General features: G+C 71.0%; 21 protein-coding genes. 12 read left to right on the forward strand and 9 right to left on the reverse strand.

Annotation, left to right across the window (positions count from 1 at the left end; genetic code table 11):
• A partial coding sequence (locus Q0L11_RS19555) for a hypothetical protein (RefSeq protein WP_296599469.1) occupies positions 1 to 283 on the reverse strand: 283 nt, incomplete at its 3' end.
• A gap of 290 nt (positions 284 to 573) precedes the next feature.
• Between Q0L11_RS19555 and Q0L11_RS19560 the strand changes: the two genes are divergently transcribed.
• Positions 574 to 987, forward strand: coding sequence for a VOC family protein (locus tag Q0L11_RS19560; protein WP_296599470.1), 414 nt, complete (start codon positions 574 to 576; stop codon positions 985 to 987).
• Here the strand turns inward: Q0L11_RS19560 and tpiA are convergent.
• The gene (tpiA, locus tag Q0L11_RS19565; RefSeq protein WP_296599471.1) at positions 984 to 1,727 is read right to left on the reverse strand and encodes a triose-phosphate isomerase; all 744 of its coding nucleotides are present in this window, start codon (positions 1,725 to 1,727) and stop codon (positions 984 to 986) included. The genes Q0L11_RS19560 and tpiA overlap by 4 nt on opposite strands.
• A gap of 123 nt (positions 1,728 to 1,850) precedes the next feature.
• Between tpiA and Q0L11_RS19570 the strand changes: the two genes are divergently transcribed.
• Positions 1,851 to 3,779: a peptidylprolyl isomerase gene (locus Q0L11_RS19570; RefSeq protein ID WP_296599473.1), complete on the forward strand. Its 1,929-nt coding sequence runs from the start codon at positions 1,851 to 1,853 to the stop codon at positions 3,777 to 3,779.
• Positions 3,776 to 5,308 (forward strand): anthranilate synthase component I, encoded by a 1,533-nt coding sequence (gene trpE, locus Q0L11_RS19575; RefSeq protein ID WP_296599474.1) that lies wholly within the window; start codon positions 3,776 to 3,778, stop codon positions 5,306 to 5,308. The genes Q0L11_RS19570 and trpE overlap by 4 nt, the downstream gene beginning before the upstream one ends.
• 1 nt (position 5,309) lies before the next feature.
• Here the strand turns inward: trpE and Q0L11_RS19580 are convergent, their stop codons facing one another.
• Both Q0L11_RS19580 and Q0L11_RS19585 read right to left on the reverse strand, forming a co-directional pair.
• Positions 5,310 to 6,512, reverse strand: coding sequence for a porin (locus Q0L11_RS19580; protein WP_296599475.1), 1,203 nt, complete (start codon positions 6,510 to 6,512; stop codon positions 5,310 to 5,312).
• 113 nt (positions 6,513 to 6,625) lie between these two features.
• Positions 6,626 to 6,829, reverse strand: a complete 204-nt coding sequence (locus Q0L11_RS19585) for a hypothetical protein (protein ID WP_296599476.1) — start codon at positions 6,827 to 6,829, stop codon at positions 6,626 to 6,628.
• A gap of 51 nt (positions 6,830 to 6,880) precedes the next feature.
• On the opposite strand from Q0L11_RS19585, the gene Q0L11_RS19590 reads away from it, so the two are divergent.
• The 4 genes from Q0L11_RS19590 to lexA all read left to right on the forward strand — a co-directional run bounded on the left by Q0L11_RS19590 (position 6,881) and on the right by lexA (position 10,094).
• Positions 6,881 to 7,471 carry an aminodeoxychorismate/anthranilate synthase component II gene (locus Q0L11_RS19590; protein ID WP_296599478.1) on the forward strand — a complete coding sequence of 197 codons (591 nt, stop codon included), beginning with the start codon at positions 6,881 to 6,883 and terminating at the stop codon, positions 7,469 to 7,471.
• 10 nt (positions 7,472 to 7,481) lie between these two features.
• A complete protein-coding gene (gene trpD, locus Q0L11_RS19595; protein ID WP_296599480.1) occupies positions 7,482 to 8,510 on the forward strand; it encodes an anthranilate phosphoribosyltransferase in 1,029 nt (342 codons plus the stop codon).
• Positions 8,507 to 9,283 (forward strand): indole-3-glycerol phosphate synthase TrpC, encoded by a 777-nt coding sequence (trpC, locus tag Q0L11_RS19600; protein ID WP_296599481.1) that lies wholly within the window; start codon positions 8,507 to 8,509, stop codon positions 9,281 to 9,283. Before trpD ends, trpC begins: the two co-directional genes overlap by 4 nt.
• 121 nt (positions 9,284 to 9,404) lie before the next feature.
• A complete protein-coding gene (lexA, locus tag Q0L11_RS19605) occupies positions 9,405 to 10,094 on the forward strand; it encodes a transcriptional repressor LexA (protein ID WP_296599483.1) in 690 nt (229 codons plus the stop codon).
• A 108-nt stretch (positions 10,095 to 10,202) separates the two neighbouring features.
• Here lexA and Q0L11_RS19610 read toward each other — a convergent pair whose 3' ends face one another.
• Positions 10,203 to 11,567 carry a hypothetical protein gene (locus tag Q0L11_RS19610; protein WP_296599485.1) on the reverse strand — a complete coding sequence of 455 codons (1,365 nt, stop codon included), beginning with the start codon at positions 11,565 to 11,567 and terminating at the stop codon, positions 10,203 to 10,205.
• Between the two features lie 204 nt (positions 11,568 to 11,771).
• Here Q0L11_RS19610 and Q0L11_RS19615 point away from each other — a divergent pair, with 204 nt between their 5' ends.
• Positions 11,772 to 12,470: a class I SAM-dependent methyltransferase gene (locus Q0L11_RS19615; RefSeq protein ID WP_296599487.1), complete on the forward strand. Its 699-nt coding sequence runs from the start codon at positions 11,772 to 11,774 to the stop codon at positions 12,468 to 12,470.
• A 99-nt stretch (positions 12,471 to 12,569) separates the two neighbouring features.
• On the opposite strand, the gene Q0L11_RS19620 is transcribed toward Q0L11_RS19615, so the two are convergent.
• Together Q0L11_RS19620 and Q0L11_RS19625 are read right to left on the reverse strand one after the other, a co-directional pair.
• Positions 12,570 to 13,868: an O-acetylhomoserine aminocarboxypropyltransferase/cysteine synthase family protein gene (locus Q0L11_RS19620; RefSeq protein WP_296599488.1), complete on the reverse strand. Its 1,299-nt coding sequence runs from the start codon at positions 13,866 to 13,868 to the stop codon at positions 12,570 to 12,572.
• A 77-nt stretch (positions 13,869 to 13,945) separates the two neighbouring features.
• Positions 13,946 to 14,863, reverse strand: a complete 918-nt coding sequence (locus tag Q0L11_RS19625) for a LysR substrate-binding domain-containing protein (protein WP_296599490.1) — start codon at positions 14,861 to 14,863, stop codon at positions 13,946 to 13,948.
• A gap of 104 nt (positions 14,864 to 14,967) precedes the next feature.
• Between Q0L11_RS19625 and Q0L11_RS19630 the strand changes: the two genes are divergently transcribed.
• A complete protein-coding gene (locus Q0L11_RS19630) occupies positions 14,968 to 15,930 on the forward strand; it encodes an alpha/beta hydrolase (RefSeq protein WP_296599492.1) in 963 nt (320 codons plus the stop codon).
• Between the two features lie 5 nt (positions 15,931 to 15,935).
• Here Q0L11_RS19630 and Q0L11_RS19635 read toward each other — a convergent pair whose 3' ends face one another.
• Positions 15,936 to 16,211 (reverse strand): ASCH domain-containing protein, encoded by a 276-nt coding sequence (locus Q0L11_RS19635; RefSeq protein ID WP_296599494.1) that lies wholly within the window; start codon positions 16,209 to 16,211, stop codon positions 15,936 to 15,938.
• A complete protein-coding gene (locus tag Q0L11_RS19640) occupies positions 16,211 to 18,367 on the reverse strand; it encodes a ComEC/Rec2 family competence protein (protein WP_296599496.1) in 2,157 nt (718 codons plus the stop codon). Before Q0L11_RS19640 ends, Q0L11_RS19635 begins: the two co-directional genes overlap by 1 nt.
• Before the next feature lie 81 nt (positions 18,368 to 18,448).
• Between Q0L11_RS19640 and Q0L11_RS19645 the strand changes: the two genes are divergently transcribed.
• The 3 genes from Q0L11_RS19645 to Q0L11_RS19655 form a co-directional block, all read left to right on the forward strand.
• Complete coding sequence (locus Q0L11_RS19645) at positions 18,449 to 19,204, forward strand: PEPxxWA-CTERM sorting domain-containing protein (RefSeq protein WP_296599498.1); 756 nt, start codon at positions 18,449 to 18,451, stop codon at positions 19,202 to 19,204.
• A gap of 120 nt (positions 19,205 to 19,324) precedes the next feature.
• Entirely contained in the window at positions 19,325 to 20,734 is a 1,410-nt protein-coding gene (gltX, locus tag Q0L11_RS19650; protein ID WP_296599499.1) for a glutamate--tRNA ligase, read from the forward strand.
• Between the two features lie 54 nt (positions 20,735 to 20,788).
• A partial coding sequence (locus Q0L11_RS19655; RefSeq protein WP_296599501.1) for a citrate/2-methylcitrate synthase occupies positions 20,789 to 21,185 on the forward strand: 397 nt, incomplete at its 3' end.

The following is a 21,185-nucleotide window of genomic DNA, read 5'->3' on the forward strand; positions in this document are numbered from 1 at the left end:
GGGCCTTGCGGATCGTGATCTTGCGTTCGCGGGCCTGCTCCTCGTCCCTGAGGAGTTCGCGTTCGGCGCGCTGGGCGTCGCGTTCGAGCTTGGCGTCGAGGGCGATGGTCTGGCGGACGGTGCGGGCGACCTGGTGGAAGCCGGCGGCGATCTTCGCGCAGGCCTCGGGATCTTCGGTCGCCATGGCCCCGTCGTGGAGCTTGCAGGCGAGCGAATGCCCCCTCTCGGCGAGGTCGCCCAGGATGAAGGCGCGGCGTTCGGCGATGTTCGCAGGTTGCGACATGAACGAAAGAAGAACATGCGACCCCGCGGGGAGTCAAAGTTGTTCTTCCCTTTTTTCCCCTCGTCATGGCCGGGCGTGTCCCGGCCATCCAGATGCGCGGGCGGGACGGTCGTGCGCACGGCCTGGCCGCCGGTGCTTCTGGATCCCCGGGACGAGCCCGGGGATGACGAGGTGGGAGGGGGAGTGCGGCCCTGGCCGGCGCCCTGGAATGGAGCCCCGGGTCAAGCCCGGGGATGACGAGTGAATGGGGTGGACTGGGCGGCGGAGGGCTCGCGACCTATGTGTGCGGGATGAGCAACCCCATCGGCGTCACCGGCTTCGACCACATCGTGCTCCGGGTCCGCGACAAGCGGCGGATGCTGGACTTCTACACCGGGGTGCTGGGCCTCACGATCGACCGGGACCGGCCCGACCTCGGGCTGACCCACGTGCGGGCCGGTCCGCAGATGATCGACCTGGTCACGCTGGACGGGCCGCTGGGACGCAAGGGCGGCGAAGGGCCGGGCGAGACAGGCCGCAACCTCGACCATTTCGCCCTGCAGGTCCGCCCGTTCGACGAGGCGGCGATCCGCGCGCACCTGGCCGCCCACGGCGTCGAGGTCGTGGAGGAAGGCGACCGCTACGGCGCGGACGGCGACGGCTTCTCGCTCTACGTGAAGGATCCCGAGGGCAATCTCGTGGAGCTGAAGGGGCCGAGCGCCTAAAGCGCCCGGATGATCCCCAGGAAGTCGTCCGCCTTCAGCGAGGCGCCGCCGACCAGGGCGCCGCCCACCTCGTCGGCGTGCAGGATCTCGGCGGCGTTGCCTGGCTTCACCGAGCCGCCGTACAGGATCGGGGTCGCCTTGCCGGCCTCGCCGAACAGCTCGACCAGGGTCGCGCGGATGGCCCGGTGGACCTCCTCGATCTCGGGCGTGGTGGGCGTGAGGCCGGTGCCGATGGCCCAGACCGGCTCGTAGGCGACGGAGAAGGCCTTGCCGGCGAGGTCGGCGGGGAGCGATCCCCTCACCTGCCCCGTCACGACGGCCAGGGCCTCGCCCGCCTTGCGCTGTTCGAGCGTCTCGCCCACGCAGACGATGGGCTCGAGGCCGGCGCGGAGCGCGGCCTTGACCTTCGACGCCACGATCTCGTCGGTCTCGCGGTAGCCGGCCCGCCGTTCGGAGTGCCCGAGGATCACCAGGCTGGCGCCGGCGTCCGCCAGCATCTCGGCCGAGACGTCGCCGGTGAAGGCGCCGGAGTCGTCCCAGTGATGGTCCTGGCCCCCCACGAGCACAGGGCCGCCGGCCAGGGCCTCGGCCAGCCGATGGATCAGGATCGCCGGCGGACAGATCGCAACACGCGCCGGTGTCGCCCCCAGCCCGGCCGCCACGGCCTTGGCCTCGGCGATCGAGGCGGACACCCCGTTCATCTTCCAATTCCCAGCGATCAGGGGCTTCGGCGCGCTCATCTGTCCTCCGGCGTCACGTAGGGCCGCGCGGTTAAGCCATGCCGGCCCGCCTGTCACGCGCTTGCCGTACGGAAGCGCACTCCACTATACCGGCGCGCACGCTTCTCCCGGGAAAGGACCCGAATGCTCGCCGGAGCCCGTAACTTCGCCAAGTCCTGGCCCGCCAAGATCCTCATGGGTCTGCTGGCGGTGAGCTTCATCGGATGGGGCGTGAACCGCACCAGCGGCTCGTTCGTGGCCGGCGACCAGGTGGTCAAGGTCGGCTCGCGGTCGATCAACTCCCTGGAATTCAAGACCGAATACGACGGCTACAAGAAGCGCCTGGAGCAGCAGAACGGCCGCCCGATCAGCAACGAGGAGGCGGAGAAGGGCAACCTGGACGCCATCGTGCTCAACGGCGTGGCCACCCGCGAGGCGATGTCGGAGCTGATGGCGCGCGTCGGGATCAAGCCCGGCGACAAGCTGATCCTGGACCAGATCGAGAAGATCCCGGCGTTCTTCGACCCGATCTCGGGGCGGTTCGACAAGAAGATCTTCCGCCAGCGCCTGGGCGAGAACGGCATGACGCCCGAACGCTTCGACGCCGTGCTGCGCGACGAGATGGCGACCCAGCACTGGGGCGTGGCGATGCAGAACGGCCTGGTGGCGCCGCGGTCTTATGGCGCCCTGGCCTCCGTGTTCTCGCTGGAGGCGCGCGACCTGGCCTACGTCTCCCTCAGCCCGGACAGCGTGCCGAAGCCGGCCGAGCCGACCGACGCCCAACTGCAGGCGTTCATGAACGAGAACAAGGCGGCCCTGACCCTGCCCGAGATGCGCGTGCTGACGGTCGTACCGTTCACGCCGCAGGCCGCCGCCGCCAAGATGGCGAACGCGCCGGTCGATCCGGCCGAGCTGAAGAAGCGCTACGACTTCCGCAAGGACACGCTGTCGAAGCCCGAGGTCCGCACCGTGGTGCAGATCCCGGCCAAGGACGCGGCCACGGCCCAGAAGATCACCGCCGCCCTGCGGGCCGGCCAGGCGCCCGAGGCCGTGGCCAAGTCGGTCGGCGTGGACGCGGTGACCTTCCCGGACCGGCCGCTGAGCGCGATCTCGGACCGCAAGGTCGGCGCGGCGGCGTTCAAGATGCAGGCCGGCGAAGTCGCCACGGTCCAGGGCGACCTGGGCGCGGCCGTCGTCAAGGTGGTCAGCGTCACGCCCGGCCGCGAGGTGAGCCTGGAAGAGGCCCGCCCGATGCTTGAGGCCGAGATCCGCAAGGACATGCTGGCCGAGAAGGTCTACGCCCAGACCCAGGCCTACGACGACGCCCACCAGGGCGGCTCCAGCCTCGCGGACTCCGCCCAGAAGGCGGGCGTCGCGGCCACCACCATCGGCCCGATCACCGCCCAGGGCGTCAACGAACAGGGCGCCCAGCTCCAGGGCCTGCCGCCGAAGATTCTCGAGACCGCCTTCGCCTTGCCGGCCGGTGGCGAGAGCGAGATCACCGAGCTGGGTGACGGCGCCTATTTCGCGGTCCGCGTCGAGCGGATCCTGCCCGCGCACATGCCGCCGCTGGCCGAGGTGCGCCCGATGATCGCCCGCGAATACGTGCAGCGCGAGGTGATCAAGGCGCTGGAGGCCAAGGCCGAGTCGATCCGCGCCCGGGTCGCCAAGGGCGAGACACTGGAGGCGGCCTCGGGCCTGTCCGTCAGCCGCCTGCCCGGCCTGACACGCCAGACCGCCGGCGCGCACCAGGACCTGGGCCGCGAGGTCCTTGGCCGCACCTTCGCCGCCAAGCAGGGCGAGCCCTGGATCGCCCGCGCGCCGAACGCCCTGGTGATCGGCCGCGTCGAGGGCGTGCACACCGACTCCGGCCCGACCGCCGCGCGGCTGGCCGAGGAGAACCGTGGGGCGCTGGCGCAGGCCATCGCCCGCGAGATGGGCGAGGCCGCCCAGGTCTACGCCCGCACCAAGCTGAAGGCGAAGCTGGACCCGGCCCGGGCCCGCGCCGCGGTCGGGTTCGAGCCGCTCGCCGAGACCAAGGGCGGCGAGAAGGCCGCGGAGAAGAAGAAGTGACGACCGAGCCGCCGTTCGAGGCCTTTCGTTCGACCTACGACGGCGGCGCCCCCCAGGTCGTCTGGACGCGCCTGGTCGACGACCTGGAGACCCCGGTCTCGGCGTACCTGAAGATCGGGCACGGCAAGCCGTATGCGTTCCTGTTCGAGTCGGTTGAAGGCGGCGCCTTCCGGGCGCGCTATTCGATCATCACGTTGAACCCCGACCTGGTGTGGCGCTGCCGCGGCGACCAGGCCGAGGTGGCCACGGGCGCCGACATCGCGGCCGACCGCTTCACGGCGCAGGCGGGGCCGGCGCTGGACAGCCTGCGGGACCTGTTGGCCAAGTCGCGGATCGAGCTGCCGCCCGGCTTGCCGCCGATGGCGGCGGGGGTGTTCGGCGCGCTGGGCTACGACACCATCCGGCTGGTCGAGAAGCTGCCCGACATCAACCCCGACCCGCTGTGCCTGCCCGACGGGGTGCTGGCGCGGCCGTCCATCGTGGCGATCTTCGACGCCATCGCGCAGGAGATCCTGCTGGTGACGCCGGTGCGCCCCGACGGGACCGCGGCGCAGGACGCCTATGCGGCGGCGCAGGCGCGGCTTGCGGCCGTCGCCCAGGACCTGCGCAAGCCGGCCCCGCCGCTGACCGGCACGGCCACGCCCGAGCCCGACCGCTTCACCACGCCGGTGAGCCGCGAGGACTATCGCGGCATCGTCGAGAAGGCGAAGGAGTACATCCGCGCGGGCGACATCTTCCAGGTGGTGCCCAGCCACCGGTTCCGCGCGCCGTTCGCGCACGACCCGTTCGCGCTGTACCGCTCGCTGCGGCGGACCAACCCCTCGCCGTTCCTGTTCTATCTGAACTTCGGCGACTTCCAGCTCGCGGGCTCATCCCCTGAGATCCTGGTGCGGCTGCGCGACGGCAAGATCACCATCCGGCCGATCGCCGGCACGCGTCCGCGCGGGGCGACGCCGGAAGAGGACCGCCGCCTGGAGGAGGAGCTGAAGGCCGACCCCAAGGAGCGCGCCGAGCACCTGATGCTGCTGGACCTGGGCCGCAACGACGTGGGCCGGGTGGCGATGCTGAAGCAGGCCGGCGCCAACGAGCCCGCCCCGCCCGCCCGCGGGCCGCGCGTGCGGGTCACCGACAGCTTCTTCGTCGAGCGTTACAGCCGCGTGATGCACCTGGTTTCGAACGTCGAGGGCGATGCCCCCGACGGGCTGGACCCGGTGGACGTGGTGATGGCCGCCCTGCCCGCCGGTACGCTCTCGGGCGCGCCCAAGGTGCGGGCGATGGAGATCATCGACGAGCTGGAGATCGAGAAGCGCGGCATCGGCTATGCCGGCGCGGCGGGCTATTTCGGGTCGGACGGCTCGGTCGACACCTGCATCATCCTGCGCACGGCGCTGTTCAAGGACGGGACAATGTACGTGCAGGCGGGCGGCGGGGTGGTGGCCGACAGCGATCCCGACGCCGAATACGACGAGACCCTGCACAAGGCCCGTGCGCTCCGCGACGCCGCCGTGGAGAGCTGGCGCTTCATCTGAGCTAGAAGGCGAGCTGCAGGCGGGTCGTCACGCTCTCGCCGTCGTCGCGGCCCTTGAACGCCCCGGCGCGCGCGTCGGTCTTCCAGCCGCTGGCGTTGAGCGTCAGGCGGAGCCACTCCTCGGGCCGCCAGGAGACGCCGAGGGTCGCCGCATCGCCCCGGCCGCCCTGGGGCGCGTCGGTGTTGTCCAGGTGCTCGATCCGGCCCGTCAGTTCCAGCGCGCCGCCGCCGCCCGCGGAGACCGGCCGGTCGGGCCGCATCCGGGTGAAGACGCCGTTCCGCGGCGCGTAAAGCGGATGCTCGCCGGTCAGGAACCAGCCGGCCGAGGCGCTCCAGGCCTCGATCGACGCATGCGAGGGCTGGGCGGCGATCTCGCGACGCCCGTATTCGACGAAGGACCAGCCCGGCCCGGAGACCACCCCCAGTTCGACGCCGTAGCCCTCCCCGTGCCGCGGCTGTTGCAGCAGGCCGAGAGAGACCTGTAGGGCGCTGTTGAAATGCTGGCCGCCCCAGGCGGTGTTGCGCGTCAGCCGGGTGACCCGCCCGGAGAAGTTCTCGTAGTAGCCCCAGGCGCCCAGGTGCACGGTGAGGGCCTCGGTGCGCACCGGGTTCCAGTGTCCGCGCACGGTGGTGGTGACGGTATCGCGGGTCAGCGCCGGGTCGTTGATGTCGTCGCCGGCGACCTGGGCGGCCAGGCGCCAGTTCTCGCCGTAGAGCCGCGCGGTGACGCCCAGGCCGTAAGCGCCCTTGAGCGGGGCCAGGGCGGAGGCGACCACGTTGCGCTCCAGGAACGGGCTGGTCTGGGTGGAGGCCGAGCCCTCCACGCCGCGATCGGTGAGCCGGTTGCCGAGGTTCACCTCCAGATCGCCGGCCGGCGTGCGGCCGCGCCAGGCGACGTAGGCGTTGCGGATGTTGGTCTGGTGGTTCGCCAGATCGGCGGCGAACGCGAGGCTGATGTCGTCGACAGCCGCCTCGAACCCGAGCTGCAGGGAGCGGACCTCGACACCCGAGCGGTTGCGCGCCGTGAACGCGGAGTCTCCGGTGAGCGCGCCGTCGAGCTGGAGCCGGGCGCGCGGCCGCAGCCGGAAGACGCCGTCGGCGCTCTGCAGTTCAGGCGCGCCGCTGCTCCAGCGGATGACGAGCGGTCCGTCGTCCGCGGCCGCGGGGCCGGCGCCGCACGCCACGGCCCCGAAGATCCCGGCCATCCATGTCGCGAACCTGCCCTGCACGGCCGCAGTGCTTGGCCGATCCACGGAGAAGCTTCAAACGCTGATTTGGCCGATCTGGCCCGACTGCGTCCTCGCCCACAAACCGGGCGTCAGCCGGGCGCGCCCTGGGCGACGTGTTCGGTCTGCAGCGGCGGGGCCAGCACCATGACCGTGGCGAAGACGACCGAGGTCACCGCCAGCGCGGTGGCGGCCACCAGGGCGGGCCACATGGGGTCGGGGCGCACGGGCGTCTTGAGAAGCTCGCGGGCGCGGGCCACTTGCTGGGCGTCGAGGGCCGAATCGTTTCGAACCATGCGCACAGCATCCCGCTTGGCGCGCGCCGCGGCAAAGCCTAGAGAGGCGTCATGATCCTGGTCGTCGATAACTACGACAGCTTCACCTACAACCTCGTCCACTACCTGAACGAGTTGGGGGCGCAGACGGTTGTCCATCGCAACGATGCGATCACCGTCGAAGAGGCGCTGGGCCTGCGGCCCGAGGCGGTCCTGCTCTCGCCGGGGCCGTGTACGCCAAATGAAGCCGGTATCTGCCTCGGGCTCATCGGCCAAGCGCCCGAAGCCCTGCCAATCCTCGGCGTCTGCCTCGGCCATCAGGCGATCGGCCAGGCGTTTGGCGGCGAAGTCGTCCGCGCCCGGGCCCTGATGCATGGGAAGACCAGTCTTATCCATCACACCAACACCGGTGTCTTCAGAGGGCTGAAGAACCCGTTCACGGCGACCCGCTATCACAGCCTTTCCGTCGAGGAAGACGATCTGCCGCAGGTGCTGGAGGTCACGGCCCGCACCGAGGACGGCGAGATCATGGGCATCCAGCACAGGACCCGCCCGATCCACGGCGTGCAGTTCCATCCGGAATCCATCGCCACCGAATGCGGCCACGAGCTGCTGGCCAACTTCATGGACCTGGCCGGCGTGAAGCGGCTGGCCCAGGTCTGATCGCCGCCGCATGTCCGACGCTTTCAAGCCGCTCCTCTCGCGCCTGGCCGACGGCGGCACGCTGTCGGAGGAGGACGCCGGCGAGTTCTTCGCCGCCTGCCTGCGGGGCGAGCCCACGCCGGCCCAGGTGGGCGCGGCCCTCACCGCCATGCGGATGCGCGGCGAGACCCTGGGCGAGATCACCGCCTGCGCGCGGGCGATGCGGCGCGCCGCGATCCACCTCGAACCGCCCTACCCGACCATCGACGTCTGCGGCACGGGCGGCGACGGCCTGCACACCCTGAATGTCTCGACGGCGGTGGGCTTCGTGGCGGCCGGCGGCGGGCTGAAGGTGGCCAAGCACGGCAACCGGGCGCTCTCGTCCAAGTCGGGCGGCGCGGACGTACTGTCGGAGCTGGGCGTGGCCATCGACGCCGGGGCCGAGCGGCAGCTCAAAGCCCTGGACGAGGCCGGCATCTGCTTCCTCTACGCGCCGGCGCACCACGGGGCGATGCGGCACGTCTCGCCGATCCGGGCCGAGTTGGGCTTCCGGACGATCTTCAACCTGCTGGGGCCGCTGACCAACCCTGCCGGAGCCAAGCGCCAGGTGGTGGGGGTGTTCGCCGAGCGCTGGGTCGCGCCGCTGGCGCAGGTGCTGGGCGCCCTGGGCTCGGAACGGGCCTGGGTGGTCCATGGCGGCGGCCTGGACGAGATGTCGACGACGGGCGAGACCAGCGTGGCCGAGTTCCGCGAGGGCCAGGTGCGCCTCTTCACCGTCACGCCCGAGGCCGTCGGCCTGAAGCGCGCGGCCCTGGCCGACCTGACCGGCGGCACGCCCGCCGAGAACGCCGCGGCCCTGCGCCGCGTGCTGCAGGGCGAGCCGGGCGCCTACCGCGACATCGTACTGCTGAACGCCGCCGCCGCCTTCCTGGTGGGCGAGAAGGTCGAGACGCTGCGCGAAGGCGTCGAGCTCGCGGGCCGGGTGATCGACGACGGCCGCGCCCTGGCCGCGCTCGACAAGCTCGTCGAGATCTGTCCGCTGGTGCGAGCCGACGCATGAGCGACATCCTCGACCGGATCGCGGCCTACAAGCGCGAGGAGGTGGCCGTGCGCAAGGCGGCGCGGGCGACCGTGCCGGTGGAGGGCGTCTCACCACCCCGCGGCTTCCGCGCCGCGCTGGAACGCGCGCACGGGCCCGGCCGGCTGGCGCTGATCGCCGAGATCAAGAAGGCCTCGCCGTCCAAGGGGCTGATCCGCGCCGACTTCGATCCGCCGGCGCTCGCGAAGGCCTACGAGGCCGGTGGCGCGGCGTGCCTCTCGGTGCTCACCGACACGCCCAGCTTCCAGGGCGCCGACAGCTTCCTGACCGCGGCGCGCGACGCCGTCGCCCTGCCGTGCATCCGCAAGGACTTCCTCGTCGACCCGTGGCAGGTGGCCGAGAGCCGCGCCCTGGGCGCCGACGCGATCCTGGTGATCCTGGCCATGGTCGACGACGTCTTGGCGGCCGAACTGATGTCGGAGGCGCGGCGCCTGGGCATGGACGCCCTGGTCGAGGTGCACGACGACGCCGAGATGGCGCGCGCCCGCGCGCTCGGAGCCGACCTGGTCGGTGTGAACAACCGCGACCTGCGGACCTTCACGGTGGATCTGGCGAACACCGAACGGCTGGCCGCGGCCGCGCCACGCGACGCGCTGCTGGTCACCGAGAGCGGCATCTTCACGGCCGCCGACGCCGCCCGGCTGGAACGTTCCGGCGCCAAGGCCATGCTGGTGGGCGAAAGCCTGATGCGCCAGGACGACGTCGCGGCGGCGACTCGCGCCCTGCTCGGCTGAGTCGGTCCACACGCGGAAAAATCCCCAGCGTTTTCAAAGCGCCGGCGTGTAACTTGACATTAACGCGGAACACCTAGAGAACATCTCCAGAAGTTGGCGGTTTGTTCTTCGAGGGCCCAAGATGCTCACGCGCAAGCAACATGAATTGCTCATGTTCATCCACGAGCGGATCAAGGAGACCGGCGTCTCCCCTTCGTTCGACGAGATGAAGGAGGCGCTGGACCTGGCGTCGAAGTCCGGCATCCACCGGCTGATCACGGCCCTGGAGGAGCGCGGCTTCCTGCGCCGCCTGCCCCACCGGGCCCGCGCGCTGGAGGTGGTGAAGCTTCCGCAGCAGGCCACCGCCGCCGCGCCGCCCAAGGGACGCGCCCCGTTCAAGCCCCAGTTCGTCGAGGCCGGGGCCGCCGTTCCCGCCGCCGCGAACGACACCCGCGAACTGCCGATCCTCGGCCGCATCGCCGCCGGCACCCCGATCGAGGCGATCCAGCAGGAGCGCGACCGGATCCCGGTGCCGGAGACCATCCTCGGCGCGGGCGAGCACTTCGTCCTGGAGATCGCAGGCGATTCGATGATCAACGCCGGCATCCTCGACGGCGACTTCGTGGTGATCCGCCGCACGGACAGCGCGGTGTCGGGCGATATCGTGGTGGCCCTTGTCGACGGCGAGGAAGCCACGCTGAAGCGCCTGCGCAAGAAGGGCGCCTCCATCGCCCTTGAAGCCGCCAATCCTGCCTACGAGACCCGCATCTTCGGCCCCGACCGCGTGTCGGTGCAGGGCAAGCTGGTCGGCCTGATCCGGCGGTATCACTAGCGACCGGCCGTCGCCCCGGGGCGTCGTCGATTTCGGGATTCGAGCTCGATCGGCGCCTTCCGCACTACAGTCGCCGGAATCGTCTGCCCGGGGGCGATGGCCTCGCCTTCAGGCGGCTTTCGCAGCGAGTTCAGCCTGGCCCGCGCGGGATAGGTCCGCCGAGCTCGCCGCCGTTACAGCCAGCAGGTCGCCCATGCGGGCGGCGACGGACGCCAGGCTCGCCCTGGAGTAGTCGTGATAGCCGCCGCTGACGAGCAGCCGCGCACGAACGAACCGCAGGAACGCACGGCGGCGCTCGGTATCCGGCGCCACGGTCAGCGTCCGCCGCAGGGCGTCGTCCAGCTCGTCCCGGGCCCGGAGACACTCGACGATCCCCGGCACGGTGTAGAAGTTTCGCCCCAACGCCAGCACCGGCTTGTCGTGAAGCAGCGCCTCGAAGCCCGCCGTGGAGTTGATGGTGACGACGGCCGACGCGTCTTTCAGTAGAGCGCTCATCGGAACGTCGCTGACGAAGGACACCCGGGGGTAGCGCTTCGGCAGATCGCGGTATCCGAGTTGGACCTGCGGGAGCTCGTACGGATGGAACTTCGCCACGAGGCGCAGGTCGGGATCGACGCGCGCGAGAGCGGTATCCAGCTCGCGCACGACAGCCTCCAGGTCATCGCCATAGAGCGGCGAATGCAGGACCAGTTGCGAGTCGCTGCGAACCTGGAACGGCAGCAGGACGTACCGCACGGGCAGCTTTCCGACCGGCGTGGTCGGCACGCTCAGCTTATTGACGTACGGCAGCGCGCGGCGCTCGAGCCAGAAGCCCACGCGGCTCGCGAGGCGCGCGAGCCGATCGCGCCGCAGATCCGGCGGTGGCAGCGGGTTGAGGTCGCGCATCTTCGCGCCCGACTTGAAGCGGGCGATGTCCTCGTCCAGCAGCGCGTCGAGCGTCGCGTCGAAGGGGGCTTGAGCGGTCCCCGCATGCGCCTGGCGACTGACGGACGAGCCGTCGTTGACGCCTTCGAGGTCGAGCTGTGTCGTGCCGGGCAGGTAGCCGTGCTCGGCGTAGATGACCGGTATGCGCCGCTGCCGGGCTAGGTAGGAAGCCAGCGCCCCGCGCAGATTCGAGCCGTTCCAAAGGACGATGGCGCTCACTCGCTCGCCATCGATGAAGGCGGCGAGTTCCGCCAGCAGGCCGCGCGCCTTGCGCAGCGCCTTCGCAGGCCGCAACGCCAGCTCCTTGGGGCCGATCGCGCGTCGCAGCTCGCTGTCGTCGATGTCCGGACAGGCGACCGCGGCGCCGCCGCGCCGCGGATGCATCGCCACGCCCGCGCACCGCATGTAGCGCCGGACGATGGCGCGCCTGGACCAGTAGAGGCTCTCGATCCCCGGCGGCAGCCAGTTCCGCAGTTCGAGGAAGAACGGCGCCTTGCGCAGGCCGGGGTCGATGAACGCCAGCCGGAGGCGGACCGCGGAGTGTTCCATGCCGCCCTGCATCGCCCACTCACGCGTCGGTCTCGTGAAGGCTGGATGGCGAACGGACGAAATGTGCGCGTGACGTCGGCGCGCGCGTCGCCTGGACATGCCGGCTCCACGGATTATGTTATAATATAACGTCCAAGCGGCCCGTTCGGCGACGCCTGCGCGACCGCGGACTCACAGCCATTCAATCCAGGAGCCGCAGGGCCCATGTCCGCATTCGAGCGCTACTTCGCAGATCCCGAATTCGTGGCCCGATACGTCGAGCAGGGCCCGCCCGCCTTCATGCCCGGCCATGCCGGGGTGCTGCAGATGGTGGGCGTCCTGCTCGCGGAGACCACCCCGGTGGACGGTGTCGTGCTCGTGGTCGGCGCGGGTGGCGGACTCGACACGCGCGCGCTGGCGCAGATGGAAGCGGGATGGCGCTTCGTCGGCGTGGATCCTTCGGCCAAGATGCTGGACCTCGCGAGGAGCGTCCTCGGCGAGGCGGCAAGTGGACGCGTCCAGCTCATCGAAGGGACAGTCTCGGACGCACCCGAGGGGCCGTTCGATGCGGCCACCCTGATCCTGGTGCTGGGGATGATCCCCGACGACGGCTCGAAACTCACCTTGCTTCGCGAGATCCGCCGCCGCCTGCGCCCGGGCGCTCCGTTCGTGCTGGTGGACCGCTGCGACGATCGCGAGGGAACGGACTTCAGGCGCAATATCGATCGGTACGCCGCCTACGCGCGGGCGTCCGGCGTGGCCCCCGAGACTGTGGCCGGCGCCTACGAGAGCCAGAAGGCCAATCCCGGGCTCGTCACGGCGGCGCGCAACGAAGCGCTGCTGGCCGAGGCGGGGTTCGCCGGCCTGGAGCCGTTCTACCGCGGCATGGAATGGCGAGGATGGGTGGCGTACGCGAGCGCTTAGTCGCCGCCGGGCGGCGATGCCAACCCGACATCCCGCCCAGAGCCATTGCGGATCTTCGCTTCGCCGCCGAGGCGGGCTCCCACCTCGGCGGATGCGCCCCTACGCCCCCGCGGCGGAGAGGGCCTGGTCGAGGTCGGCCAGGATGTCGTCGATGTGTTCCAGGCCGATGGAGAGGCGCACGTAGCCGGGGGAGACGCCGGTGGCGAGCTGGGCCTCGGCGTCGAGCTGGGAGTGGGTGGTCGAGGCCGGGTGGATGGCGAGGCTGCGGGCGTCGCCGATGTTCGCCACGTGGTAGAGCAGCTTCAGGCCGTCGATGAACTTGCGGCCGGCTTCGACCCCGCCGGCGAGTTCGAAGCCGACGAGGCCGCCGAAGCCGCCCTGCAGATGGCGCTCGGCGCGGTCGCGGGCCTCGCCGTCCTGCTGGGTCGGGTGGATCACCCGGGTGACGCCCTTGCGGTCCGCGAGCCAGGCGGCGACCTTGGCCGCGTTCTCGCAGTGGCGCGGCATGCGCAGGGCCAGGGTTTCGACGCCCTGCAGGAGCTGGAAGGCGTTGAAGGGCGACAGCGCCGCGCCGAGGTCGCGCAGCAGGACCGTCCGGGCGCGCATGACGTAGGCGACCGGGCCCAGCGGCTTCACCGCCTCGGTCCAGATCGCGCCGTGGTACGAGGGATCGGGCGTGTTCAGCGCGGGCTGGCGCTCGCCGGCCGCGGCCCAGTCAAACGCGCCGCCGTCGACGATGAGACCGCCGATCGAAGTGCCGTGGCCGCCGAGGTACTTCGTCGCCGAATAGACGACGATGGCCGCGCCGTGGGCCAGCGGCTTGCACAGCAGCGGGGCCGCCGTGTTGTCCATGATGAGCGGGATTCCCCGCGCCCGGCCGATGGCGGCGACCTCGGCGATCGGGAAGACCTCCAGCTTCGGGTTGGGCAGCGTCTCGGCGTAGTAGGCGCGGGTCTTTTCGTCGGTGGCGCGCGCGAAGTTCTCGGGATCGGCCGGGTCGACGAAGCGCACTTCGATGCCCTGGTCGCGCAGGGTGTTGGCGAACAGGTTCCAGGTGCCGCCGTAGAGCGCGGTGGAGCTGACGACGTTGTCGCCCACCTTGGCCAGGGTCTGCAGCGCGAGGGCAGAGGCCGCCTGGCCCGAGGCGACGGCCAGGGCCGCGGCGCCGCCCTCCAGGGCCGCGATGCGCTGCTCCAGCACATCGGTCGTGGGGTTCATGATGCGCGTGTAGATGTTGCCCAGCTCCTGCAGCGCGAACAGCGCGGAGGCGTGGTCGGTGTCGCGGAACTGGTACGACGTCGTCTGGTGGATGGGCACCGCCACCGAGCCCGTCGAGGGATCGGCGCGCCAGCCGGCGTGAAGGGCCAGCGTCTCGGGATGCAGCTTGCGGTCGGACATCATCCACCTCGTCGTTCGGGTCGGACGTCCGCTGCCATCTTTGGCGCGGAGGATCAATCCGCGACGCGACGGCAGCGCTATCGCGGCGCCTTCGCAGTCGGCGCGAAGCGCTCGGCCAAGTAGTCCACGAAGACGCGCGTGCGAGCCGGCATGTGCGGGCCGCCGACGAAGACCGCGTGGAACACCTCCCGGTCGCCCGGGTTGAACGCCTCCAGCAGCCGGACGAGCCGGCCCTGCGAGATCGCTTCACCGAGGCCGAAGTCCCCCAGGCGGGCGACGCCGACGCCGTCCAGGGCGAGTTGCAGCAACGTCTCGCCGCTGTTGGCCTCGATGTTCCCGCGAACGGCCAAGGCGTAGTCGGTCCCGTTCCTGCGGAAGGGCCAGATCGGCTCGGCCCGCCGGAAATTGAAGTTCAGGCAGTTGTGGCCCAGCAGGTCTTCAGGCGTCTGGGGCGTCCCATGCCTGGCCAGGTAGTCCGGCGAGGCGACGACAGAGCGCCCGTTCTCGCTGAGGCGCCGCGCCATAAGGGGGCTGTCGGCCAGCGGGCCGGCGCGGATCGCCACGTCCGCCTGCCCCGCCGCCACGTCCGCCCGCTCGTCGCTGAGGTTGATGTCGACGAGGATCTGCGGATGGCGACGGGCGAACTCACCGAGCAGAGGCACGATGCAGACCCGACCGTGCGAGACGGCGGCGCTGACGCGGATGCGCCCGCGCGGGGCGCCCTGGTCGGCGATGGCGCGCTCGGCCTCGTCGAGGTCAGCCAGGATTCGCCGGGCCGCCGCGAGGTAGGCCTGCCCCTCGGCCGTGAGCGTCAGGGCGCGGGTCGTACGCAGCAGCAGGCGGGCGCCCAGCCGCGCCTCGATGCGATCAATGGTCCGGCTCACGGCCGAAGGCGTCAGCGACAGGCCTCGCCCAGCAGCCGAGAAGCTGCCGCTGGCCGCCACGGCGGAGAAGACCTCGAGCTCGCGGGCTCGATCCACGGCGATCACCGCCATCTTTGCTCTCGGCTCAAAAATGCTTGGCGCAAACTCTGGCTAATCCCCAGCGACGGGCCTGTCTATCTTTGCCTCACACGAAAGGCGCTGACAGGAGACCGCCGATGAACATTCTGCATTCGCTTCGCCGCCTCGCCCTTGCGGGCGCCGCCCTGACGATGGCCGTCGCGCCCCTGCCGGCCACGGCCGCGGCGTTCGACTTCCCGCCCGGCTTCCGCACGCAGGAGGTGGCGACGAACGGCACGACGATCCACGTCCGCGTCGGCGGAAAGGGGCCGGCCGTCGTGCTGCTGCATGGCTACGGCGACACCGGCGACATGTGGATTCCGCTGGCGGCCGAGCTGGCGCGGGACCACACGGTGATCGTGCCCGACCTGCGCGGCATGGGCCTGTCGGCCACGGCCACGAAAGGCTTCGAGAAGGCCAACGAGGCCGAGGACGTCGCCGGCGTCATGGACGCACTGAAGACGCCGCGCGCCGACGTGGTGGCGCACGACATAGGCAACATGGTCGCCTACGCCTTCGCCGCCCGGCATCCCGACCGGGTGACCAAGCTGGTGCTGATGGACGCGCCCGTGCCCGGCATCGGGCCGTGGGAGGAGATCCTGAAGAACCCGCTGCTGTGGCACTTCCGGTTCGGCGGGCCCGACATGGAGCGGCTGGTGGCCGGGCGCGAGCGGATCTACCTCGACCGGTTCTGGAACGAGTTCTCCGCCGATCCCGCGCACTTCCCCGAAGCCTCGCGGCAGCACTACGCGAAGCTGTACGCCGGGCCCGGGCGCATGCACGCCGGGTTCGCCCAGTTTGCCGCCTTCGACCAGGACGCCATCGACAACCGCGCCTGGCTGGTGTCGCACGGCAAGCTGACGATGCCGGTGCTGGCCGTCGGCGGAGCGAAGTCCTTCGGCGCGACCATGGCGTCGGTGACGGAGGCTGGGGCGGACAACGTCGAGGGCGTGGTGATCGCGGACTCCGGTCACTGGCTGATGGAGGAGCAGCCCAAGGCCACGGTGGCCGCCATCCGCGCGTTCCTGGACCGGGAAACGCCCATCGCGTCGGCGCGCTGAACCGATCAGTCGGGCACGAAGACGAAATCGACCAGGAAGACCCGCTCGCCACGACCGTGGCGGGCGGTGTCCATGAGGGCGTCCAGGCTGTCGAAGCCCCCTGCCCGCGCCATGGCGTCGTCGACGTCGGAGAGGTCGATCTCCTGCAGGCGGGTGACCTCGACGTGGCCGTCGAGCAGGCGGTAGCGGCCGCCGACCTTCACCCGGGGCGTCAGCCAGATGCGCACGCTGCTGGTGATCTCGCCCGCGCGGACGCGTTCCCGCAGGGGTCTGGCGAACATCATCGCGGATCGTAGCCCCAGGTCCACGGACGGCGGCCGCGCACGTCCTGCGCCCAGACAATGCGCCAGCCGGCGCCCTGGCGATAGAGCTCGGCCGAGCCGCCGCGGGCGAAGTCGGCGCCGGTCAGCACCAGGGGCGCCGCGCACGCCTGGGGCCTGACGTCGTTGCGCAGGACCACGACCTCGGCGTTTGCGCAAAGGGCGTCCAGCCGCCCGGGCTTCAGCGGCCGTCGCAGGTTCCAGGCCGCTGCGAGCCGCACCGGGGCGGCCGCGGCCGGCGCGCAGCTCCAGGTGTCGCACTGGAAGCGGGTGTCCCGCTCGGCCTCGGTCTCGATGGGCGTGAGGCCGCGCCGGCGGGCCCACAGCTCGGCGCCGAACCGCTTGACGTCGGGGCGCAGCAGGACGGCGGTCCGACCGTCCCGGACGGCCACGGCGGCGCCGTCGGCGGAGACCCACACTGTGGGCGGGGGCGGACGCGGCGCCCAGAGGATCGCCAGGGCCAACGGCAGCCCGAGCCAGCGCAGCGGCCCGCGCCAGAGGCAGGTGAGCAAGAGGCCCAGGAAGCTCAGCGGCAGCACCCAGTCCGGCGCGCTGGGGACCACCACCTGGGACGCCGGCGCGGCGGCGGCGATGGCGGCGATGCGGTTCATCAGGCCGATGGACCAGCCGGCCAGTTCCAACGGCGCCTGGCCGATACCGAACGGCGTCAGGGTCGCCCCCAGGGCCAGGCCCGGCATCATCAGGAACGAGGAGATCGGCGCCACGGCGAGGTTGGCCAGCAGGCCCCAGGTGGAGACGCGGTTGAAGTGCTGGATGGCGAAGGGGCCGGTGGCGAGGCCAGCCACGAAGCTCACCGCCAGGCTGGCGGCGGTCCAGGCGCCGGCGGCCTGCAAGGTGCGGATCGGCCAGGGGACGGAGATCTCCTTGACCGGGCGCGGCCAGATCTCGGCCAGGGCCACCAGGGCGGCGGTGGCGGCGAACGACATCTGGAAGCCGGGCTCGGTGACCGCTTCGGGCTGGAGCAGCAGGACGCCCATGGCCGCGAGCGCCAGGGCGTGCAGGCTGATGGCCTGTCGGTCGACCAGCATCGCGGCGAAGGCCACGGCTGCGGTGATCGCGGCGCGTTCGGCCGGAGGCGGCGCGCCGGAGAGGACGAGATAGCCGCCGACCGCGGCAAGGCCGACCGCCGCGGCGATCTTCTTGCCCGGTACGCGGAGGGCCAGCCAGGGCCAGGCCGCGACCCCAAGCCGGGCGGCGGCAAAGGCGAAGCCGCCGACGATGGCCATGTGCAGACCGCTGATCGAGACGATGTGCGCCAGGCCGGCGGCCCGCAGGTTGTCGACCTGCTCGCGCGGAATGAACGCCTCGTGGCCCGTGGTCATGGCCGCGGCGAGACCGCCGGTCTCGGGGCCGAGGGCGGCGACGATGCGCTGGGTCAGCGTCCAGCGCGTGGCGTTGACCGCCATGGCCAGGCGCAGGCGAAGGGGCGCGGGCGGCGGCGCGGCGACCGGTTCGGGCTCGCGCAGCGCCAGGCCGACGGCGCCGACGCTTTCGAACCAGGCGTCGCGGGCGAAGTCGTAGGCGCCGGGGCTGGCGGGCGGCGGCGGCGGGTTGAGGATCGCGAGCAGCCGCACCGCTTCGCCGGGCTTCGGCAGCGCCATGCCCGGGCGCAGGGTGACGCGCGCGCGGATCGGCGTGTCTCGCGCTGTCCAGTCGCCGACCCGAATGGGGGCCGGGAGCAAGCGCTGGCCGCCCTCGCCCGGCTGGGCGATGTCGATGACCCAAGCCTCGACGACCTGCGGCCGGGTCCGCGGTTGGGCCACCGGCGCCTTCACCGCCTCGGTGCGCAGCTTGGCCACCGCGAAGCCGCCCAAGGCGCAGGCGGCCAGGACAAGCGCGATGGTGGTCCAGCGCCAGATGCTCCAGCGGGTGGCGAGGAGCAGCAGCGCCACGAGCGGCAGCACACTCCACGCTACCCAGGCCTGGGGCTCGCGCTGCAGGCCGAAATAGAGCGCGCACCCACAGCCGAGCGCGACGGGGGTCCAGAGCGTCCAGCGGTCGGCCTGGGCCTCGACCTGGTCGCGCGCCCAGCCCAGCCAGCGACGGGGCGACGGCGCCGCCGCGTCGAACGCCGCCTCGGAGATGCCTACGCTCAATCCACGCCCCTGCCCGGCCCCGGCGCACAACTTGCAGCGGCGGGGCCAGAAGGCCAAGTCCGGCCGATGGGGATAGTTCGCATGTTTCGTTTTGCTACGGTCGCCGCCGCGACGGCCGCCGCCTTCGCCCTGGCCGCGCCGGCTTCGGCCGCGGTCACCTTCAACTTCGGCGGCGCCAACGCGACGCTCGGCACGGGCGTGGCCCTGACCCAGACGCAGTCGGGCATCACCGTGTCGGCTACCGGCTACAGCTTCGGCGCCATGACGCCGACCAACTTCCAGAACCAATGGAACGGCCAGGACGCCGCTACGGTGCTTGCGACGCTGGACCCGAAGCAGATCCGCCGCGAGGGCGCGGGCATCGGCGTCTGCTGGGCCGGCGAGGCCGCCAACCAGTGCAACCAGGTCGATGCCGACGGCACGAACGAACTGCTGCGCGTCTCGGTCTCGCAGGGCGTGTCGATGCTGACCGCCACCTTCGACCGCGTGGACAACAACGACACCCTGAAGCTCTACGGCGTAACCCTGGACGGCAAGCTGCAGTGGCTGGGCTACGGCGGCATCTTCGACGGCCCGGGCACGACCATGGGCGTCAACAGCCCGGGCGGCGGCTGGTGGGTCAGCGGCTCGGGCGACGACCAAGTCTATACCGTCGCGCTCAATACCGGCGCCTACAAGGAGTTCTGGTTCGGCAACAACAACGACGCCGCCGACGGATACCGCCTGGATTCGATCAGCGTGCAGCCCGTGCCGGAGCCGGCCACCTGGGCGCTCATGATCTCGGGCTTCGGCCTGGCCGGCTCGGCCCTGCGCCGCCGTCGGACCGCGCTCGCCTAAGCTTTAGTACCAGTAAGCGTACGCGTACCATCGCCGCCGCGCTCCCGAGGCGCGGCGGCGTTTTCTTTTCGGGGCGCCGTGCTAAGAGGCCGCCCCCGAAGGCTCCTTTCGAACGACACGATGACCGACCGACCCGTCCGCACCCGCATCGCCCCCTCGCCCACCGGCATGATGCACATCGGCACGGCGCGAGTGGCCCTGTTCAACTGGCTCTACGCCCGCCACACCGGCGGTCAGTTCCTGCTGCGTATCGAAGACACCGATCGCGAACGGTCGACCGAGGCCGCGGTCCAGGTGATCTTCGACGGGATGCGGTGGCTTGGGCTGGAGCCGGATGAGCCGCCCGTCTTCCAGTTCGCGCGGGCCGACCGTCACCGCGCCGCGGTGGAGGAGATGCTGGCGCGTGGCTCGGCCTACCGCGACTACATGACACCCGAAGAACTTGAGGCCGAGCGGGAGACGGCGCGCGCCGAGGGCCGCGTGATCCGCTCGCCGTGGCGCGACGCCGCGCCCAACGACGCGCCCGACCGTCCGTTCGTCGTCCGCCTGAAGGCGCCCCTGGAAGGCGAGACCATCGTCGACGACAAGGTGAAGGGCGCGATCCGTTTCGAGAACCGCACGCTGGACGATCTGATCCTGCTACGCACGGACGGCTCGCCGACCTACAATCTCGCCGTGGTGGTCGACGACCACGAGATGGGGATCACCCACGTCATTCGCGGCGACGACCACCTGAACAACGCCGCCCGGCAGACGCTGATCTACCAGGGCCTCGGCTGGGAGGTCCCGGCCTGGGCGCACCTGCCGATGATCAATGGCCCCGACGGCAAGAAGCTGTCGAAGCGGCATGGCTCGCAGGCGGTGAGCGAGTTCGACGACATGGGCTACCTGCCCGAGGCGATGCGCAACTATCTGGCCAAGCTGGGCTGGGGCCACGGGGACGACGAGATCTTCTCGGACGCGCAGGCGATCGCCTGGTTCGACATCGTGGACGTGGTCAGCGCGCCGGCCCGGCTGGACTGGGACAAGCTGAACCACCTCAACAACCACTACATCCGCCTGGCCGAGCCGAAGCGGCTGGCCGACCTCGTGGCCAAGATCCTGAAGAGCCGCGACGTGAAACTGCACCCTGGCGACGAGGCGCTGATCGAGCGGACGATCCCGTTCGTGCGCGACGGCGCCAAGACGACGCTGGAGCTGGCCGACGCGGTGCTGTTCGCCCTGAAGACGCGGCCGCTGGAGCTTCCGGAGAAGACCCGGGGCCAGCTTGCAGAGGCCGAGCTCAGCGAGCGTTTCGCGCGGCTGCGCGCTGCGCTTGCGAACGTCGCCGACTGGGGCGTGCCTGCCCTTGAGGAAGCTCTACGGCGTTTCGCCGAGGCGGAAGGCGTCGGGCTCGGGAAATTCGGGCCGCAATTGCGCGCGGTGCTCTCGGGCGGTTCGCCCGCCCCGGACCTCGCGGGGGCGATGACCGCCCTGGGCCGCGACGAGAGCCTCGGGCGGATCGACGACGCGCTTTCCAAGGGTTCGTAAAGGGGTATAAGCGCCCCAACAGTTGTTTCATCTCGCAGCCGCGAAGGGGGTCTCATGGCCGATACGGCGAAGTTCGAAATCGACGGAAAGTCGGTCAGCCTGCCGGTGCAACACGGCACCGATGGCCCGCCGGTGGTCGACATCCGCAAACTGTACGCGGAAGCCGACGTCTTCACCTACGACCCGGGCTTCACCTCGACGGCCTCCTGCGAGAGCAAGATCACCTTCATCGACGGCGACAAGGGCGTGCTGCTGCACCGCGGCTACCCCATCGACCAACTGGCCGAAAAGTCGAGCTTCCTCGAAGTCTGCTACCTGCTGCTGCACGGCGAGCTGCCGAGCGCGAGCGAGTTCGCCGAGTTCGACAAGAACATCACGTACCACACGATGGTGCACGAGCAGTTCGACCGCTTTTTCCAAGGCTTCCGTCGGGATGCTCACCCGATGGCGA

The organism is Phenylobacterium sp., from assembly GCF_024508875.1.
Taxonomy (GTDB): domain Bacteria; phylum Pseudomonadota; class Alphaproteobacteria; order Caulobacterales; family Caulobacteraceae; genus Phenylobacterium.

Coding starts and splice junctions, on each gene's coding strand:
- Q0L11_RS19560 (WP_296599470.1), top strand. CDS start 574: ATGAGCAACCCCATCGGCGTCACCGGCTTCGACCACATCGTGCTCCGG.
- tpiA (WP_296599471.1), bottom strand. CDS start 1,727: ATGAGCGCGCCGAAGCCCCTGATCGCTGGGAATTGGAAGATGAACGGG.
- Q0L11_RS19570 (WP_296599473.1), top strand. CDS start 1,851: ATGCTCGCCGGAGCCCGTAACTTCGCCAAGTCCTGGCCCGCCAAGATC.
- Q0L11_RS19580 (WP_296599475.1), bottom strand. CDS start 6,512: ATGGCCGGGATCTTCGGGGCCGTGGCGTGCGGCGCCGGCCCCGCGGCC.
- Q0L11_RS19585 (WP_296599476.1), bottom strand. CDS start 6,829: ATGGTTCGAAACGATTCGGCCCTCGACGCCCAGCAAGTGGCCCGCGCC.
- Q0L11_RS19590 (WP_296599478.1), top strand. CDS start 6,881: ATGATCCTGGTCGTCGATAACTACGACAGCTTCACCTACAACCTCGTC.
- trpD (WP_296599480.1), top strand. CDS start 7,482: ATGTCCGACGCTTTCAAGCCGCTCCTCTCGCGCCTGGCCGACGGCGGC.
- trpC (WP_296599481.1), top strand. CDS start 8,507: ATGAGCGACATCCTCGACCGGATCGCGGCCTACAAGCGCGAGGAGGTG.
- lexA (WP_296599483.1), top strand. CDS start 9,405: ATGCTCACGCGCAAGCAACATGAATTGCTCATGTTCATCCACGAGCGG.
- Q0L11_RS19610 (WP_296599485.1), bottom strand. CDS start 11,567: ATGGAACACTCCGCGGTCCGCCTCCGGCTGGCGTTCATCGACCCCGGC.
- Q0L11_RS19615 (WP_296599487.1), top strand. CDS start 11,772: ATGTCCGCATTCGAGCGCTACTTCGCAGATCCCGAATTCGTGGCCCGA.
- Q0L11_RS19620 (WP_296599488.1), bottom strand. CDS start 13,868: ATGTCCGACCGCAAGCTGCATCCCGAGACGCTGGCCCTTCACGCCGGC.
- Q0L11_RS19625 (WP_296599490.1), bottom strand. CDS start 14,863: ATGGCGGTGATCGCCGTGGATCGAGCCCGCGAGCTCGAGGTCTTCTCC.
- Q0L11_RS19630 (WP_296599492.1), top strand. CDS start 14,968: ATGAACATTCTGCATTCGCTTCGCCGCCTCGCCCTTGCGGGCGCCGCC.
- Q0L11_RS19635 (WP_296599494.1), bottom strand. CDS start 16,211: ATGTTCGCCAGACCCCTGCGGGAACGCGTCCGCGCGGGCGAGATCACC.
- Q0L11_RS19645 (WP_296599498.1), top strand. CDS start 18,449: ATGTTTCGTTTTGCTACGGTCGCCGCCGCGACGGCCGCCGCCTTCGCC.
- gltX (WP_296599499.1), top strand. CDS start 19,325: ATGACCGACCGACCCGTCCGCACCCGCATCGCCCCCTCGCCCACCGGC.